The sequence below is a fragment of the Kribbella sp. NPDC051586 genome (genome assembly GCF_044453965.1).
In the GTDB taxonomy this organism is placed as follows: domain Bacteria; phylum Actinomycetota; class Actinomycetes; order Propionibacteriales; family Kribbellaceae; genus Kribbella.
In genome coordinates this window covers 1,581,523-1,598,664 of record NZ_JBITDF010000002.1, presented here as the reverse complement: position 1 = coordinate 1,598,664, position 17,142 = coordinate 1,581,523, and the positions used below count along the sequence as shown (strand labels likewise).

12 protein-coding genes are annotated in these 17,142 nt (G+C 69.0%); all 12 read right to left on the bottom strand.

The window, feature by feature from the left end; translation table 11 throughout:
* Positions 1-7: 7 nt before the first annotated feature.
* The 12 genes from ACIA58_RS17945 to ACIA58_RS17890 all read right to left on the bottom strand — a co-directional run bounded on the left by ACIA58_RS17945 (position 8) and on the right by ACIA58_RS17890 (position 17,058).
* Complete coding sequence (locus tag ACIA58_RS17945) at positions 8-925, bottom strand: hypothetical protein (RefSeq protein ID WP_396404765.1); 918 nt, start codon at positions 923-925, stop codon at positions 8-10.
* A gap of 152 nt (positions 926-1,077) precedes the next feature.
* Positions 1,078-2,403 (bottom strand): polysaccharide biosynthesis C-terminal domain-containing protein, encoded by a 1,326-nt coding sequence (locus ACIA58_RS17940; protein WP_396404764.1) that lies wholly within the window; start codon positions 2,401-2,403, stop codon positions 1,078-1,080.
* Entirely contained in the window at positions 2,400-3,692 is a 1,293-nt protein-coding gene (locus ACIA58_RS17935) for an O-antigen ligase family protein (protein WP_396404763.1), read from the bottom strand. Before ACIA58_RS17935 ends, ACIA58_RS17940 begins: the two co-directional genes overlap by 4 nt.
* Positions 3,693-3,698: 6 nt before the next feature.
* Complete coding sequence (locus tag ACIA58_RS17930) at positions 3,699-4,751, bottom strand: aminoglycoside phosphotransferase family protein (RefSeq protein ID WP_396404762.1); 1,053 nt, start codon at positions 4,749-4,751, stop codon at positions 3,699-3,701.
* Positions 4,748-5,182: a hypothetical protein gene (locus ACIA58_RS17925; RefSeq protein ID WP_396404761.1), complete on the bottom strand. Its 435-nt coding sequence runs from the start codon at positions 5,180-5,182 to the stop codon at positions 4,748-4,750. The genes ACIA58_RS17930 and ACIA58_RS17925 overlap by 4 nt, the downstream gene beginning before the upstream one ends.
* Entirely contained in the window at positions 5,179-6,339 is a 1,161-nt protein-coding gene (locus ACIA58_RS17920) for a glycosyltransferase (RefSeq protein ID WP_396404760.1), read from the bottom strand. Before ACIA58_RS17920 ends, ACIA58_RS17925 begins: the two co-directional genes overlap by 4 nt.
* Positions 6,339-7,346 carry a hypothetical protein gene (locus ACIA58_RS17915; RefSeq protein WP_396404759.1) on the bottom strand — a complete coding sequence of 336 codons (1,008 nt, stop codon included), beginning with the start codon at positions 7,344-7,346 and terminating at the stop codon, positions 6,339-6,341. The genes ACIA58_RS17920 and ACIA58_RS17915 overlap by 1 nt, the downstream gene beginning before the upstream one ends.
* Positions 7,343-8,587 (bottom strand): hypothetical protein, encoded by a 1,245-nt coding sequence (locus ACIA58_RS17910; protein ID WP_396404758.1) that lies wholly within the window; start codon positions 8,585-8,587, stop codon positions 7,343-7,345. The genes ACIA58_RS17915 and ACIA58_RS17910 overlap by 4 nt, the downstream gene beginning before the upstream one ends.
* A 28-nt stretch (positions 8,588-8,615) precedes the next feature.
* On the bottom strand, positions 8,616-12,833 hold the full coding sequence (locus ACIA58_RS17905; protein ID WP_396404757.1) for a right-handed parallel beta-helix repeat-containing protein: 4,218 nt from the start codon (positions 12,831-12,833) through the stop codon (positions 8,616-8,618).
* A gap of 36 nt (positions 12,834-12,869) precedes the next feature.
* A complete protein-coding gene (locus ACIA58_RS17900) occupies positions 12,870-14,330 on the bottom strand; it encodes an RtcB family protein (RefSeq protein ID WP_396404756.1) in 1,461 nt (486 codons plus the stop codon).
* A gap of 32 nt (positions 14,331-14,362) precedes the next feature.
* On the bottom strand, positions 14,363-15,838 hold the full coding sequence (locus ACIA58_RS17895; RefSeq protein ID WP_396404755.1) for a polysaccharide biosynthesis protein: 1,476 nt from the start codon (positions 15,836-15,838) through the stop codon (positions 14,363-14,365).
* Positions 15,835-17,058, bottom strand: coding sequence for a DegT/DnrJ/EryC1/StrS family aminotransferase (locus ACIA58_RS17890; protein ID WP_396404754.1), 1,224 nt, complete (start codon positions 17,056-17,058; stop codon positions 15,835-15,837). Before ACIA58_RS17890 ends, ACIA58_RS17895 begins: the two co-directional genes overlap by 4 nt.
* Positions 17,059-17,142: the final 84 nt, after the last annotated feature.

The following is a 17,142-nucleotide window of genomic DNA, read 5'->3' as shown; positions in this document are numbered from 1 at the left end:
TGCTCCTCTACTGACCGGTGCCAGCGGCGACGAAGATCGCGGTGAAGGCTTGTGCGGCGAGATCGCATTCGTGGTTGTAACTTGCCGAGTCCGTGGGCAACGTCGACGGCGTCATGTGGGTGATCAGCCGCACGCCCTGCTGCCGCCGTCGTACCATCGCGGTCCAGAGCGGGTTGGGCTGCAGATCCGAGGCCAGGAGGCTGACGATCTGGCCCTGGTAGCGCTGCCGCCAGGTCCAGATGTCGACGGCCTGTGCGCCTGCGGCGACCGGTACGTCGATGTAGGTGGCCGCGTCGGTTCTCGCCTGGTCGGCATTGCCCTGATAGCCGTTCGCGTCAGCGAGGGCCTTGCGGGACTGAAGCGTCGTGAGCGAGGCCCAGCCTTGCGCACGGATCCGGTTCCAGATGTCGGTCTGCGCGGTCTGCCGATCCAATCCCCACCGTGCGTAGGTGCTTTCGTCGAGCAGCCCGGTGCTGAGGTCGAGCCGGTCGATCAGGTGGGCTCGCAGATAGCTCTCGACGGCCGCGGCTGTCGCTGCCGGGTACTTCTGCCGGACACGCTGTGCGCAGCCTTCCTGGTTGCCGCCGCGCCATGGCAGGCAGCCGAGCTCTGGTACCACCGCGTCGACCAAGATTTGTTTGCCGGGGGCAACCTGCGCCAACCGGGTCCGGGTCTGGGTCAGGAAGTCGGTGGCCTGGGCCGTCGACGTCAGCCCGTCGCCGTAGCCGATCTCGTCGGAGATCTTGAAGCCGGCGGTCCCCGGGACCTTCGCCAGTTGGCCGAGGCGGACGATCGCCTGGTCGAACGCCGCCGGTCCTTCCAGCCACTTGGCTACGAGGTCGGTCTCCCACCAGACAGCGACGCCGCGTCGATGCAGCGCGTTCGCGAGGGCGACGTACCGGTCGCCGGACAGATCCACCGGCACGCTGCCGGTTGTGGGTGCGCTGGAGGGACTTACCGGCTGGGAAGTCGGAGTGGCCGAGACGGGACTTGGCGTGTCCGCTGGATTGCCGACCGCCGCCTTCCCGGAGCATCCGACGACAAGCATCAGCACAGCGGTGGTGACAACGATTGTTTTCATGGTGTTCCCTCGCCGACGGCAACGGCTGCGCGGTGGCGTGGCTGCGTGCCGCTCAGCCGCAGTAGGAGTCCGATGAGCAAGGCATCCGTCGTCAGGTACGCCGCCGTCGATGCGACCGCCGCGCCGAGAGCGCCGTACCGCGGGATCAGCGTCACGTCGAGCACGACGGTGATGGCCAGTCCGACACCGAGGATGATGGAGTTGAGACCGGGCGTCCCGCGGCCGTAGAGGTAGGCACTGGCGACTCCGGAAGCGCCGGCGAGGATCATGCCCGCCACCAGAACCCGCGCCGGCGTGACCGCCGATCCGAACGAAGAGCCGTAGAGCAACCGCATCACGGGCGACGCGAGCAACGCGACCGGAACCGCGGCGACCATAATGCCTGCCAGTGTCGGCCGGATCATCCGCCGGGCGATTCCGGCCGCTTGGCTCTGCTCGAGTTTTGCCAGCCGAGGGTAGAAGACCCAGGTCAGCGCGGTGCCCGGCAGCCTGAGCAGCTCGGCATACTTCGACGCGACCGCGTAGCCACCCAGGATCGCCGGGCCGGCGATGGCTCCGAGGATCGCGACGTCGAGCCGGAGGTTGAGCAGTGTGATGAGCCCACCGACCTGACCACGCAGGCCGTACGACGCCACCTGTTTGCCGAGCACACGGTCCGGCCGCCCCCACCAGCCGTGGCCATTTCCCGCCAGGCCGAACCGGCGCCAGCCGAGCCGGCGGCTGACCCGGCGCCAGGCGTCGACCGCGACGACCAGGTCCGCGAGACCGAGGCCGATGATGATCGCGGCGATGCCGTGGATTCCGGCGATCAGGGGGACGACGAAGCACGGCAGGAAGGCAAGCTCCTCGGCGGCGATGACGGCGTCGCCGCCACGTCGGTCCTCCAGACCCTGCAGGGCTGTCTTGCCGAGCGTGAGGACCAACTGCGACGCGACCGTGGCGCCCGCGACCGCGATCAGCCACGGCGGTTCGTGCGGGAAGAAGACCTTTGCGATCAGCGGCGCGGCCGCCACCCACAGCGCCGTACCAGTCAGAGCTCCGGCGAAGCCGATCGCCATCAACGTCGGCCACAGCCGCGGCATATCCCGACGCGGTTCGGCCAGGAAGAATGCCAGCGCGCCGGGCAGGCCGAGCACGCACAGGACGCCGATCAGGCCGGGCATCATCCGCAGCAGCGCGTACTCGCCGACGGCGGACGGGCCGCCGGTCCGGGCGACGAGAACGGTCGCGAGCGTCAGCCCGAGAATCGCCAGCAGGCGGGCCGAACAGTTGGCGAGCACGGTGCGCAGGAGCTCCCCGGGGTGGAGTCGGGATCGGATCATGACGTCTCCTCCGGCTGATCCTGCATCGCGAGGACGAGCGCCGCGATGAGGCCCAGCCAGGTCCAGAGGTGCCGGAAGTGGAGGACTTCGTAGAAGCCCGCGGCCGTTGCCATCACCGGACCGATGACCGCGAGCAGCCAGGGTCTGGGCACGAGTTCGGCGTATGCCTTGGGCAAGGTGCCGAAGACCAGCCGCAGGCAGCGCGCGAAGAGAGCGACGCCGAACAGGAGCAGCCCGATGCCGCCGATCACCCCGCGCTCGAGCAACGTCGCGAGGTAGTCGTTATGGGCTTCCTTCACATACGGCGCCTGGGTGGCCGCGAGGGTCGCTTTCGTCCGTGCGGGACCGAAGCCGGCGGCGTCGCCCTCCAGGAACAGGCTCGCGCCTTCCTTGACGATCGTCGCCCGCTCGCTGCTGGAGTTCGCACTGCGTCCGAACGAATCGCGGAGCAACGGCACGCTGCCGGCCGCGCGTTCACGGATCTGGCCGAGGTCGACCCGAGGCATCACGAACCCCACCATGAGCCCGCCGACGAGGGCTGTCGCCGCGAGGGCGGCTGCCCCTGCGACGGCGCCCTGGCGGCGGTACCTGGTCACCGCGAAGGCGAGGACCAGGCCGACGATCAAGGTCAGCATCGCGCCGTTCGAACCGGTGAAACCGATCGCGGTGAGCACCAGGATGTACGCGATCCGCCGGACGCCGGGGGAGCGCGGGTGCTTGCAGGCGGCCATCACGAACAGCGAGACGACCAGGTAGTTGCCGGCCAGATTCGGGTCGCCGAACGTGTACGACGCCCGGACCCCGTCCTTCGCCGAGACGCCGGTGAGGGCGTTGATCCCGACCAGGTAGGCCACCGACATCACACCGGAATAGATCGTGGCCGTGCGGCTCCAGGCAACCGTGACCGCACCGACGATCGCCGGGTTGTGGCGGCCCAGCGCCAGCGCCGCGCCCCACGCGAACAAGAGCAGGTCCTGGATCAGCACCAGCGCGGTGGCAACCGGCGCGACCGTCAGGTACGCCGCGAACGCGCCACCGAGCACGAGGCCTGCGACCCCGGTCGCGTACGGCAGTTTGATCGGCAGATGCTCACGAACCGCCCACATCAGCGCGAGCACGATGCACAGCAGGATCCCGGCATCGGCGGGTGCGGTGTTGCCAGGGCCGGCCGGGACCAGGAACGGCAACAGGCAGGTGGTGAGCCCCATCATCGCCGCGAGTACGTCGCCGCGGGGCAGGGCCGGCCAGCCGGCAATGCCTCCGGTGGGTGCAGGAACCGTCGTCGTCATCGAGCATCAGCTCCCGGGCAGGTCGTCGGCCAGCGGCCAGTACGGAAGGTCGGCGAGCAGTTCGAGGTGGTGCGCGGCGAACTCGTCGTCGTTGGCGGTCGCGGCGATCTCGCCGAGGCCTGCGAGCGCAGCCGGGTACCACAGGGCGGAGGGCAGGCCGAGATTGTCAACGCCGGTGCGCAGGTAGAGCCGGACGAGGTCGGGCAGCCAGCCGGCCTCGAGCAGGCCGTACCGGATCCCTGCTCCGAATCCCGTTCGCCGCAGGCCGCGATGTCCGCGCACCGGATGTCCCGGCCTGGTGTGCCGGTCGAGGTAGAGGCAATAGCTGAGCGCGAAACGGACGAGGTCGCGCAGCGGCCATCCCGAACGGACGCCGGCCTCCCAGTCCACGACTCCGCTGATGCGGCCGTCGTCGACGAGCAGGTTCCCGAACCAGTAGTCGCCGTGGACCATCGTCCTGGCGATCCGGTGACTCTTCAGCCGGCGGTCCGCGGCGGCGAGCCGAACCTGCGCGGCCTCGAGTTTCGGGTGTCCGGGCCAGCGCGTGCGGACGTAGTCCGCGACCTCGCTCGCCCAGGTGATTCGGCCGCGGTCACCGGCGGTCGCGAGCTGGAAGTGGCGAAGCCACCCACCAGCCAGTGCGAAGTCCATCGCAACTGCTTGCGGACGCGAGGTGTGCATCCATCGGTGGTACGCGACGCTCATCGGAGCGCCCTTGACGACGGTCGTCACGACGGCCGGTAGCCCATCGCTGTCGAGGGTTTCGAGATAGCGCGGCACGGTGGGCTCGAGCCCACCGAGCTTCGCCTCGCCGAGGGCCATCAGCATCCGGGTCTCCCGCGAGATCGCACTGGCGGCCGCGACCGTGACCGGGATCTTGATGGCCACCGGACCGGCGGGACCGTCCACATAGGTGCCGGGGGGTGGCGTGACGATGAACGTCCGCTTCGCGTCCGGATCGCGCGACGTCGCGATCAGTACGCCTCGGCTGCCCGGTGCGAACAGCAGCTCGTGCACCGACCTGGGGTGCGGGTGAAAGGCCTTGGGAACTTCGGTCATGGTCGCCTCCCGATGACGACGCGGGCCGGTGCGAAGGCGCCTGTCCAGCGCCACGGCGTACGGCGGGCCACGCCGAGCAGCGCCGATGCGGGCAAGGCGGTGAACGCCAGGCCGGGTGGCACGGTCGCCACCGCGGTCCAGAAGTACCGGATTGCTTCCTCGACGTCGTCGATGACGACCATCGGCCGGTCGAGGGTGGGCAGAACGACGAACTCCCGCTCCAGAACGACGCCGAGCTCACGCGCTACTTGCCGGAGGCGCCGCCTGCAGAGCGGCCGCTGGTCCATCAGCACGACGGGATGGTCGGCGGACAGCTGTTGTTCGTCGACAGGTGTGGATCGGATGTCGATCTCGACCGTTCCTGGAGGACAGAGCTGCAACCAGGGTGAGGTGGGTCGCCGGAGCCGGCCGACGGGCTCGGCGCTGCTCACGAGGCAACCAGGTGTGCGGACCGGGGTGCGGAATACACCTGGTCGAGGACCTCGGCCAGACTTTCGGCGTCGTACGTGCTGCCTGCGCCTTGCTGACCCAGGCGCGCCATCCGGTCGGCCTTCGGGCGGTCGTCGAGCAAGTCGTCGATGGCTTCGGCCAGTAGGCGTGGGCGTCCCGGCGGAACCAGGACGCCGCTCTCGCCGGGGATGACCAAGTCAGGTACGGAGTTGACGGCGGTGGCCACCACCGGGATGCCGCAGCGCATCGCCTCGACGACAGCGCAGGGGAGCCCTTCGTACCGGCTCGCCATCGCGAACACGTCGAAGGCCGGCAGGAGGTGCGGCACGTCGGATCGTTCGCCGGCGAAGACGAAGCGGTCCGACAGGCCGGCCCGCCGCACCAGCTCCTTCGCCTCGCGCTCGCCGGGGCCGGAGCCGATCCACACGGCGACGGCCGCGGTATGGCGGAGCGCGGCAATGGCCGCGATGAAGTGTTCGGGCGCTTTCTGGTAGTCGATCCGCCCGACGGTGCCGATCAACGGCAACTCCGGGCCGAGTCCGAGTCCGGCGCGGGCAGCTGCTCGTGAGCTGTCGGTGCGCGGCACGGTGACGGACTCGACGACCGGCGTGATGGTCCGCAGGGTGCTCGGAGTGGCCAGCCCTCGCCGCAGCGCCTCGGTGGCAACACCGCTGCCGATCGCCAGCACGCTGTCGGTGATCCGGGCGAGGCGTTGTTCGATGGCGACGTACGCCGCCCGGCGGAGCGGATTCTGGAATTCGTGGAAAGGGAAGCCGTGGTAGGTGTGAACGATGCGCGGAACTCCGGCCCGATGCGCGGCCAGTCGGCCGAGAGCACCGGCCTTCGCGCTGTGGGTGTGTACGACGTCGTACCGGTCTTCCCGGCAGAGCTCGATCAGTCGGCGCAGCGCGTGCCGGTCGTCGTTCGGTGCGAGCGGTGACACCAGCGACGGCTCGATCACGACGCGCATGCCGGCGGCCGCTGCTCGGTCGGTCAACGGTCCACCTTGCCCGGTGACAATCGTGATCCGGTAACGCGCGGGATCGAGCGGCAGCACTCCCCGCAGTGCGACCCCGCCCGCGCCGGCGATGAACCGGGTGACGATCTGGGCGACCTCGATCCGCCCGTCGCCGGCCATCAGCCGACCCTGCCGGTGCGGACCGCGGCCAGTGGACGCCTGAGCAGTTCGGTGAGGCCGGCGCCCGGCTGGTTGGCGAGGCGAAGCTCCAGGCAGGGCAGGCGGTTCGCCAGGCGCGCGGCGACGTCCTCGATCGGTGCATGGACCGGACCGCAGCCGGTCGCCGACGCGAGGGTCGCGGCGATCGACCAGAACCGGCGGAGTTCGCCGGCGGCATACGTGCCCGCGGCGATTCCACGGGCGGCTTGGGCCGGGCGCAGCTCCCGGAGCTCGGGTGCCGCTTGCGTTCCACGGCGCAGTACGACGATCAGCTCTGGCGGAAGGGAGCGAACCCGGTGCGCCCAGGCCTGCTCGCGCCGGCCGTGGGCCGCGCGTGCCCCGGTCTTCGCGAGCAGCCGAAGTGGCTCGGCGAGTCCGTAGGCCGTCGAACCGTCGCACACCGCGAGGTTGTCGCACGTGGCCCGGGCGCCGTCGGCCAATGCGCGTGCAACCAACGTCGACTTGCCGACGCCTCCTGGACCGGCCAGCAGAACGGCGACCCCGCCGACCTCGACGACCGATACGTGCAACGGCGCGAAGCCTTGAAGCGCCGCGAACCAGAGTGCCGGGTAGTGCAGCAACACCTGGCTGCTCAACGCCCTGTGCCTGGCCGGGAGCAGTTTGGCTGCGACGGATTCCTGGTACGACGGCCGCCAGCGGCTGGTGACGTGGAGGCCGTCCTCGTCGATCGTCCATCGCTGGTCGTAGCCGGACCCGCCGACGCTCTCCAGTACGACCTCGTGGGTGTCGACGGCCCACGCGCCTCGAGTGACGACCGCCGCCCCGTGGGTATTGAACGGCCGGCGCGTGTCCTCGACCGACAAGATCACGTTCGGCAGTTCCGCCGTTGCCAGACCGGCTCGCTCAGGTCCGCCGGCCATGGCGACAAGAGCTTCTACGGCGGTGTCCGCGCCGTGGACAGCTACCCGCTGGCCGGCCGTGTGCAGGTGCGCAGTACTCGTACTCACATGAGCCTGCCGAACCGCCGCTTGGCAGGTCCCTGGACGATGCCCAGCACCGGCCAGCGAACCGCCTTCAGCACGTCGTCGAGATCGTCGAGCCGGCGCAGCATCACCGAGCCGGAAGAGACCACGATCACGCCGGCCGTCATCTCGTCCTCCGGTGTTACGGCAGACAAGCCGGTGAAGCGGATGTCGGCGAACCCGCCGAGACCGGACTCCTCGAGGTCGAACGCCCTGTCGTCGTTGTCGACACCGGCAGGCTTCTTCAGCCGCTGCGGAGCGTGCGCCCGACCCGCCAACTCGAACAGCAGTTTGCTCACCGTCTCGGCATCGCCATCGTCGGCGCCCATCAGGACGACGGCGTCGACACCCTGCCGTCGGGCCGCCAGTGCCATCGTGTTGTGGAGCGACTGGACGTCCTCCGTCGCCTTGCCGAGCACGGGCGCCTGCAACAGCCGGGCCAGCGCGCGAAGGCTGTTCACCCGCGGACGGAACGTCTCGATGACCGTGGCGAGCGTCAGACCGAGGACGAGTCCGAGCAGCAGAGCCAGCGCCAGTTGCGGCAGCATCGACGTCTTGACCTGCCGTACCTCGGGCTTGTTGCTGACCATCACCACGTGGTCGCGCGTCGCCGCGTCCGCCACGAGGGTCGCACGCTGGCTGCTCAGCTGGCTGAGCAGTTCGTTGGCGGACTGGATCTGCACGTTGAGATCCGCGCGTGCGGTGATGTCGGCGATGCCGCGGAGCTGTGTCACCAGCTTGTCGCGTTGGACACTGGCGGTCGCGATCTGGTTCGACAGGTCGGTGAGAGTGTCGTTGAACGATTCCTGGTCGCCTTGGTTCATGAACAGGGCGACCCGGATCGCGAGCTGGGTCGCGATCGGCCCGGCGGCGAGCGGATCGTCGTCGGTGACGCTGAGCTCGACGATCGAGGATTCACCGAGGCGCTGCGCGGAGATGTTGGTCGTCGCGTAGGTTTCGACGTCACGCTGTGCCTTGGCCGCCATCAGCGCCGCATCGAGCAGGCTGGGGGTGGTCGCGACGGCCAGTACCCGGCTGTTCATGCCCTCGGCCTCGGTCGCCGACTTCGGTGAGCCGGCGACGACCTGCAGGCGGATGGAGGCAATGGTCGGATCCGGCCGGCGCGCGGCCAGCATCGCCGCACCGGCGACCGGTAGCAGCATGCACACCAGGATGATCCCCAGGTGGGCTCGCACGATCCGGCGGAACATCTCTTCGATCGTCATGGATGCGCCCTTCGTCCGTTGCTGTGCATCACAGCGTGACCAGCAGTGTTCGGGTGGCAGAGCTGGACAGTCCGACGGTGTCGGTCACGGTCACCTTGACGGTGTACAGACCGATCGAGCTGTAGGTGCAGGTGGTGGTTGGAGTTGTCTGCGGCGGCTTGGCCGCACCCGTGCCGCAGCTGAACTGGTACTTCGCGATCGGCGACTTGTCGACGCTGGTCGAACCGGACGCGTCCGCGGTGATCGACTGGCCGCGCCGGATCCCCGTCTTGGAGATCGTCAGCTTCGCGGTCGGCGCGACATCGGCCAGGATCTTGACCGTCACCGTGGCCTTGCTGGTCAGGCCGCCGCTGTCTGTGACCGTGACCGCTGCGGTGAATGTGCCGGCGTTCGGGTAGTCACAGGTTGTCGTGGATGAGGTGATCGCACCGGTCGTGTGCCCGTTGCCGCAGTCGAAGTTGTAGCTGGCCAGCGGGCGGCCGTCGGCGTCGGAGGAGGTCGATGCGTTCAGCACCACTTGCTGCGGGCGGTAGGCCTGCGACGGAGTTGCTGTGATCCGTGCGGTCGGCTTGCCGTTCGCCTTCACGACGATCGGTGTACCGGTCCAGGTGTCGCTGAGTCCGGACGAGTCCGTCACGGTCGCGCTCGGCGTGACGGTCCCGGCCGCCGTGTAGTGGCAGACGCCGCTGGACTGGTTCAGTACTGTGCCGTTGCCACAGGTGATCCGGTACGTCGTCAGCGGGGCGCCCAGACCGGCGCTGTGGGACGCGTCGATCGTCACGTCCAGCGGGGCGAACCCGCCGGTCGGTGTAGCCGTCACCGCGATCGCCGGGCCGGCGTACTCGAACGCTCCGAGGTCGGCGAAGGTGATCGGACCGATGCCGGTGTTGGCGACCGCCGGGTGGTCTGCCGGCGCGGTGCCGTCCCGGTTGACCGCGGTCCAGCCCGCGGTCGCGGTGTCGGCCGCGTCGATCGCGGGTGAGGTGCTGGTCAGGTGCAGGTCGCGAGTGGTCAACGCCACGAAGCGTGGGTTGGCCGACTTGCCGGCCGGCTCCTGGCTGCTGACGGTCTGGAACGAGGCCAGCGTGGTGTACGGCTTCGACGCCCACTCGAACAGCGGGCCGTTCACAGCGGTCTGGAACACCAGGTCCCTGTCCATCGTGATGCCCGGGCTGGACGTCTCGTCGACGCGGATCTCGCCGATCGTCCGGGTGCTGCCGACCGCGTTGTCCATGGCAACGTTGTTACGGCTGGTCGCTCCGCTGGAGCCGCCCTCGAAGTTGATTCCGGCGGTGGCGTTGCCGACGACGGTGTTCGAGACCACGATCGATCCCGGTGCGGCGGAGTTGTCGATGCCGTGGTCGCCGTTGTCGTAGATCACGTTGCGGCGGATCGTCGTACCGGTCGAACCGGTGTAGGCCTCGATGCCGGAGTCGTCGTTGCCGTAGGCAAGGTTGCCGTCCACGACGACCTGCTGGGACGCCGAGGAGACGTCGATACCGGTCGCGACCCGGCTGCCGAGCCGCTTGTTCCGGTACGTCGTGACGCCGGTGACCGCGACCCGGGTGCTGCCCTGGACGCTGACGCCATGGAAGTTGTTGTCGTGGGTGACCGAGGCGCTCAACTGGCTGTCGGTCGAGCTGAAGAACCGGACGCCGATCGACAGGTTCGACGCGGCCGTGATGCCGTCGAGAGTGGCGTTGGCCGACCCGTCGACCGTGACACCTTGCGCACCGGACTGGGCGACGTCCAGGGTGCTCAGCGCGACGCGCTGGATCCGGTCCAGGTAGATGCCGCTGAGGTTGGTCTGGCGGACTGCGAAGCCGGTCACCGTGACGTCACTGACCTGGCGGAGCAGAATGCCGAAGCTGCGTGCGCCGGCCGCGACGGTGTGTCCCGCCGCCGGGTTCGTACCGCCGGTGTCGACGTACAGGGTGGCTGTCGGGACGTCGTAGAACCAGGTGCCGCTGCTGGTCGTGGTTGCGCTGGTTGCCTTGGCCAACGGTTGGCCGTCGAGGAAGACCTGCGCCGGGACCGGCGTGAAGGCGTGCTTCCAGGCGGTCGTGGTCGTCGCGGACCAGCCGGCCGTGTCGGAGACGTCGTCGGAGCCGACGATGACCGCGGACGGCGAGGTGGCGCGCAGGGTGATCGGAGCGCCGGGCTGCCCGCTGGCAGTGATCTGGACCTGCTCGCGGTACTGACCAGGTCCGACGAGGATCGTGTCACCGGCGAGTGCCTTCTTGGTCGCCGCGCCGATCGTGCAGAACGGTGCCGCGGTGGTGCCGGCTCCGGTGTCGCTGCAGGCCGGGTTGGTCTGCTCGACGGAGTAGCTCTGCAGGGTGCGGGTGCTGACGACCTCCTGGGCGGTGGCGGTGTCGGTCATTCCATCGCTGTCCTGGACGGTCACGGTCACGGCGTACGTTCCCGCCGCGGCGTACGTGTGCGTCGCGGTCGCCGCGGGCTGCGGCCCGACGACCGTGCCGTCGCCGAAGTCGAACGTGTACGACGCGATCCCGGCCGTGTCGTTGTCGCTGGAGCCGCTCGCATCGGCCGTCACCGGAGCCGCCGGCGGGAAGCTCACCGCAGCTGGGTTGAGGCTGACGGCGGCGTGCGGGGCGTAATCGGTCACGCCCGCGACCGGCTGGAACTCCAGCGCGCCACGGTCGGCGTACGTCGGGGTGCCGGTGCCGGTGTCGGGAATGATCGGGTCGTCGGCGAGCGAGTTGCCCGCCTGGTCGGTGCCGAGGAAGCCGGTGACGCCGGCGTTGGCGGAGTCGACGGCCGGAGATCCGCCGGTGAGCCGGAAGTTCGCGGAGCCTGCGTCGGCGAAGTCGGGATCCACAGACTGTCCGTGGTTCTCCTGGCCGGTCGCGGTCGCGAAGGCCCCCAGGGTCTTGTAGATGATCCCGTTGACCTTCGTGGAGGACGCGCTGACGTGGTTGTAAGCGGTGTCGTAGTCCGCCACGAGGCCGGAGTACGAGCCGGCGTCGACGTACAGGTCGTACTCGACTGCGGTCGTGCCGTTGTCGACCAGGAGGTTGTTGGCAACGGTGGCACCGGTCGAGTTGCCCTCGATCGAGATGCCGTCCCGGCGGTTGCCGTACGCAGTGTTGTTCAGGTACTGGACGCCGGTAGAGGTCAGGGTGTCGAAACCGTGGTCGCCGTTGCCGTAGGAGATGTTGCGGACGACCAGGGCGCGGTGGCTGCCGCTGTAGACCTGGAAGCCGCTGTCCTGGTTCTGGTACGCGACGTTGCCGCTGACCGTGTTGTCCGGTGAACTAGTGTCCACGTCGACACCGTTGGCGGTCGCGTTCGGGTTCACCGAGACATTGGCGTACGTCGTGTTCCCGGTGATCACGTTGTTGGAGGCGTTGGCCAGACCGATACCGTGCAGGCCGTTGTCGTGGCTGGTCGATCCGGACACGGTGACGCCGCTCGACGCCGACAGCCGGATGCCGATGGACAGCGAGTTGTCGACCGTGGCGGAGCGGATCGCGATCGCGCTGTTCGGACAGGTGTCGACCAGTACGCCGTTGCTCGCGGATTGCGACGCGGTCACGTGGTCGACGGTGATCGCGGACGAGGTCAGCAGGCGGACGCCGGCCAGGTTCGCACGGACGAACTGCATGTTGCTGATGACAACGTTCTGCCGGCTCGTCGTGGTGATACCGAACGACTGCGCGCCGGCCTCGACCTCGTGCCCGGCACCGGGGTTGGCGCCGCCGGTGTCGACGTACAGCACCTTGGCGGTCGGGTCGTAGAACCAGCTGTTCGGCGTGGTCGTGGTGGCGGATGCCGCGGCAGCCAGGCGGTTACCGTCGACGAAGACCTGGCGTGGCGCCGACGGTGGCGCGTACGGCGTGCTCCAGGCGGACGTACTCGTCGCGGTCCACAGCGCGGCGCCGCTCAGCGCGCGGGTGCCGAGCACGACGACGCCCGGCGCGTCGCCGGTCACAGTGATCGGATCGGTTGCGGTCCCGGACGCGTTCACGGTGACCTGCTCGCGATAGGTGCCGGGAGCAACGTGCACGGTGTCACCCGGGTTGATCGCCTTCTTGGTGCCCTGGGTGATCGTGCAGAACGGCGCGGCCTGCGTGCCGGCGCCGGTGTCGCTGCAGGTGACCGTGTTGTTGACCCAGTAGCCGGTACCGGCGGCTGCCGCCGGGCTGCTGGTGACGACCAGCAGCAGGGGAGCGGTCATGACCATGACCGTCCAGGCCGCCAGGCTCCGTAGCCGCTTGTTCATGATCTCTCCCGCTCGTCGAATCATCAGTCCGGAAACTCAGTGCAGAACCGCGATGGGCCGCATCCGCGCGACCGGCGTGACCAGGCCGTTGCGGACGAGGACGTCGAGGGCCGCGTTGACGCCGCGGTCGTCGAAGTGATGGGCGTCGGTGGGAGCGCCGTCGTCGTACCGGTAGCGACGGGTCTTCCGCTTCAGCGGGTCGTCGCCGGAGACACCGCGCGCGACCAGGTCGGAGACCACGGTGCCGGCGCCGTGACAGGCTGAGTAGAGGCTGGTGGCCGCCCTGTCACCGGCCACGGCCAGATAGCTGGAGGTTCGATGCGTGCCGGGAAGCAGGACGGCCTGTCCGGTGTCGGCGAACGTCGTCCCCGGCGTCATCATGGAGGCCGGGAAGGCTCGGCACGAGTTGTGCCGGTGGACGACGCCGGTCCGGTTGCCGACGGGCTCCTCGTAGATGCTGTTGTGCGGCGAGTCCACGACGAGCCGGCCGGTGGCGCCGCCGAACGAATCGGCGGCGATCCGGCGGAGCGCGGCGTACGTCGCGGTGCGGAAGGCGAACCCGTAGTTCATTGCAGCCGCGGTCGCGAGCATCAGCCGTTGACCTTCGTCGCTGGCAAGTGACAGGGGAGTGCAGCCGGCGGTGAAGTAGAGGGCGAGCCGTGCCCTGAGCTGGGCGAAGGATCGCGCGGAGCGAAGGTGGAACCATGGCTTCAGCGCGGCGTTCACGGCCTTGATCTGCGCTGGATAGTCCTTGCGGCGGAAGAACAACCGGCCGATCTCACCGGTGAAGACACCGCCGCCGCCGTGGTACTGGATCGTCAGTTGCCCCTCGCGGACGCCGAGCTTGCCGGCCCGTTCCGGGTCGAGAATCTCCTCGACCCGCTGGAGTTCGACGAAGTGATTGGACGGCCCAATGGTGCCGAAGCGGTAGCGGGCCAGCTGGAAGGCGATCCCTGGCAGTTCGGACCGCAGTCGGTCCATCCCGCCGTACCGCTCCAGGTCGATCCGGCCGCCCTCCTCGATCCGCTCGAGATCCTCTGACGGCGCGCCCCAGCGGTCGACGCTGAACTCGGAGCCGTCCCGGACCGCCTTGACGACCTCCTGACGGCTCAGCTCGGCAGTCCCGCGGGTCGGATACGGGTAGCGCTCGCGGACCGCGCGCATGAAGACGTCAACGGCCTTGTCGTCCGGTACTTCGGAGTCGACGGCGATCAGCGCCATGCCGCAGTTCACCGACGAGCTGGTCAGATCCGGGCGGATCGTGCCGTTGGTGGCGACCGCGACGCTCGACGGCAGCTCCATCTTGGACTTGTGATGGAAATCTGGCAGCACGACCGGTGGAGCAGCCAGGTCCGCGCCCTCGACGCGATGTCCGAGCGCGGAGATGGTCACTCGGTCTGCGGGGAGCAGTTTGTTGTCATCGAAGACCGTCGGGAATGGTGTGACGGTGCCGTCGAGGACGCGGACGTCCAATGGTGGCCGAGCCTCAGTGGTCATGCTTGTACTCGCAGTCGTCGAAGAGATGGTGGTCAGAAGTCATCGGGGTACGGCGATCCGGCAGAGACCAGCCCCGGCGCCGGGGTGTACTCCGGCACCAGCCGGCGAAGGTGCCGGAACACCTCGTCCGGGCGGTTGTGCCCGGCGGCGTCGTACAGCTCGCGCAGCCCGGCCCGGAAGCCTGCGGCAGCCCGTGGTGGCCGGGTCATCGAGATCCGGGGGTGATCGGTCGGCAACGCCTCTTCGCCTGCGCCGAAGAGTTCCTCGTGGAGCTTCTCGCCCGGGCGTAGTCCCGTGTATTTGAAGTCGACCTCGCGGATGTTCAGCAGGTTGGCGAAGTTGTGGACCAGATCGACGATCCGGACCGGCTCGCCCATGTCGAGCACGTACGTCGCGGAGCCGTCGGACATCCGGACGGCCTCCAGAACCAGACCGACCGCCTCCTCGATCGTCATGAAGAACCGGCTGACGTCGGGATGGGTGACCGTGACCGGCGAGCCGCTGGCCAGCTGGTCCCGGACCACGTGCAGCAGCGAGCCGCGGCTGCCCAGCACGTTGCCGAACCGCACCGCGGTCAGCACGGTGGAGTCGGACTGCTGCGAGTCCAGGACCAGCTCGGCCAGACGTTTGGTTGCCCCGAGCACAGAAGTCGGGTTCGCGGCCTTGTCGGTCGAGATCAGCACGAACCGCTCGACGTCGTGGGCGACAGCTGCCTCGACGAGGTTCTGGGTGCCGCGAACGTTGGACTTCACGCCCTCGCAGGGATGGCGTTCGAGGACCGGCAGGTGTTTCAGCGCCGCGGCGTGGAACACGATCTGCGGCCGGTAGTCGCGGAAGAGCTGGAAGATCCGCTCGGTGTCGCGGATGTCGGCGACCACGGTGTTCTCGGTGTCCAGCAGTGCCTCGCCCCACAGCTCGAGCTGGGTGCGATGCAGGTTGGACTCGTCGTGGTCCAGCATGATGAGCTGCTCGGGTCCGAACCCGTACACCTGACGGCACAGTTCGCTGCCGATGGAGCCGCCGGCGCCGGTGACCAGAACCCGCTTGCCGGCGATGGCCTGCCGCGCGTTGCGGCTGACCACGTGCATCTCGGGCCGCCCGATCAGTGGACCGACCTGCAGGGCGCGCATGTCGGTGCCGGCGATCTGGCGCTGGAGCGCGGAAAGGAACGGCGGCAGGTGCAGAACGGTCGCGCCCAGGGCGGCGGCGCGGAGTCCTAGCTCCCTCACCTCGTGCGACGGCATCGAGGGTATGGCGACCACGACCACATCGACCCGGTTGTGCTCGAGCACCTCCTCGAGTTCGGCCAGGGTGCCCAGGACGCGACGTCCGCCGTACCTGCGGCCCAGCTTGGTCGTGTCGTCGTCGAGGAATCCGACGGGCTCCAGCCCGAACGAGCTGACTCGGTGCAGGTCGCGGGCCAGTGCGATGCCGGCCTCACCGGCTCCGACCACGATGGTCCGCAACAGGCTCTTCTCGTTGTCGTGTAGCAGCACAGGCTGGCTCATTCCGTTCCCTTTCCGGTGATGCCCTGGTGAGCGATGTCGGCGAGCGCCGTGCAGACGGCGTCGACCTGGTCGTCGGTCAGCCGGGGGTAGATCGGCAGGGACAGCAGTTGGTCGAACAGCGTGTCCGCCCCGAGCAGCCCGATCGACGGGATCAGTGCTGCCTGGCTGAAGTAGGCGAGTCGATGGACCGGGATGAAGTGCACCGAGGTGCCGATCGCGCGCTCGGAGAGCGCGGCGATGACCTCGTCCCGATCGATCCCGCCGTGGAGTTGCAACCGGATGGGGTACAGGTGCCATGCGTGCTTGCCGTCCCGGGCTGCGGGGCGGTGTGGTAGCCGAATTCCGGGCAGGTCGTCGAGCTGGTCGTCGTACCGCGCGGCGATCTGCGCGCGGCGGCGCTGCCAGGACGGGAGATGCGCGAGCTGGGCCCGACCCATCGCGGCCTGGATGTCGGTCATGTTGGCCTTGATGCCTGCATCGGCGACGTTGTAGCGCCAGCTCCCGCCAGGCAGGTAGCGCCGCCATGCGTCGGCCGTCATGCCGTGCAAGCGGGCCCTGCGCAACCATTCCGCGCGGGTCGGGTCGTCGGTCGTGATCATGCCGCCTTCGCCGAGGGGCAGGTTCTTCGTGGCGTAGAAGCTGAAACACGTCGCGGCACAACCCGATCCGATCGGAGTGCTGCCGGTGTAGGTTCCGATGGCGTGGGCGGCATCGACGACTACCCGGTCCAGCGGCACCTCTGCGGCTGCTGCCAGCGCGGGTACATCGGCTACGTCGCCGGCCCAGTGCACGACGGTGAGGGCAGCGGGCCGGCCGAACTCACGGACAGCGGTTCGCACGGTTGCCGGCGTCGGCATCCCGGTCTTCGGATCGACGTCGACGAGAACCGGCTGGTGTCCGGCGTGAATGATCGCCTGGACGGCGCCGCAGAACGTCATCGTCGAGCTCAGGACCAACGAGCCGGGCGGCAGTTGGAGGGATCGCAGTGCGAGCTCGATCCCGTGTGTGCACGACGAAACCCCGACGCCGTGCTCCGCGCCGACGACCGTCGCGAACGCGGCCTCGAAGGTCGCGACCTCGCGACCGGTGGTCACCCAGCCGGACTGCAGGACGCGCAGTGCGGCCGCTTGTGCTTCCTCGGTGATGTGACAGTCCGCGAACGGTACGGCGAGATCGTCTGCTCGTGCAGCGCGCGGCACAGCGTTGATTCGGGTCGTCATCCCGATGCCCCCCTCAGAGCCCCTGATTTCCCTCGACGCTACGGCCCGTGATCGCGGCCCGCGCCCGACGACGGGACGAGAACG

Excerpts from the sequence above, each read along its gene's own strand:
- ACIA58_RS17940 (WP_396404764.1), bottom strand. The coding sequence starts at position 2,403 with ATGATCCGATCCCGACTCCACCCCGGGGAGCTCCTGCGCACCGTGCTC.
- ACIA58_RS17935 (WP_396404763.1), bottom strand. The coding sequence starts at position 3,692 with ATGACGACGACGGTTCCTGCACCCACCGGAGGCATTGCCGGCTGGCCG.
- ACIA58_RS17930 (WP_396404762.1), bottom strand. The coding sequence starts at position 4,751 with ATGACCGAAGTTCCCAAGGCCTTTCACCCGCACCCCAGGTCGGTGCAC.
- ACIA58_RS17920 (WP_396404760.1), bottom strand. The coding sequence starts at position 6,339 with ATGGCCGGCGACGGGCGGATCGAGGTCGCCCAGATCGTCACCCGGTTC.
- ACIA58_RS17910 (WP_396404758.1), bottom strand. The coding sequence starts at position 8,587 with ATGACGATCGAAGAGATGTTCCGCCGGATCGTGCGAGCCCACCTGGGG.
- ACIA58_RS17905 (WP_396404757.1), bottom strand. The coding sequence starts at position 12,833 with ATGAACAAGCGGCTACGGAGCCTGGCGGCCTGGACGGTCATGGTCATG.
- ACIA58_RS17900 (WP_396404756.1), bottom strand. The coding sequence starts at position 14,330 with ATGACCACTGAGGCTCGGCCACCATTGGACGTCCGCGTCCTCGACGGC.
- ACIA58_RS17895 (WP_396404755.1), bottom strand. The coding sequence starts at position 15,838 with ATGAGCCAGCCTGTGCTGCTACACGACAACGAGAAGAGCCTGTTGCGG.
- ACIA58_RS17890 (WP_396404754.1), bottom strand. The coding sequence starts at position 17,058 with ATGACGACCCGAATCAACGCTGTGCCGCGCGCTGCACGAGCAGACGAT.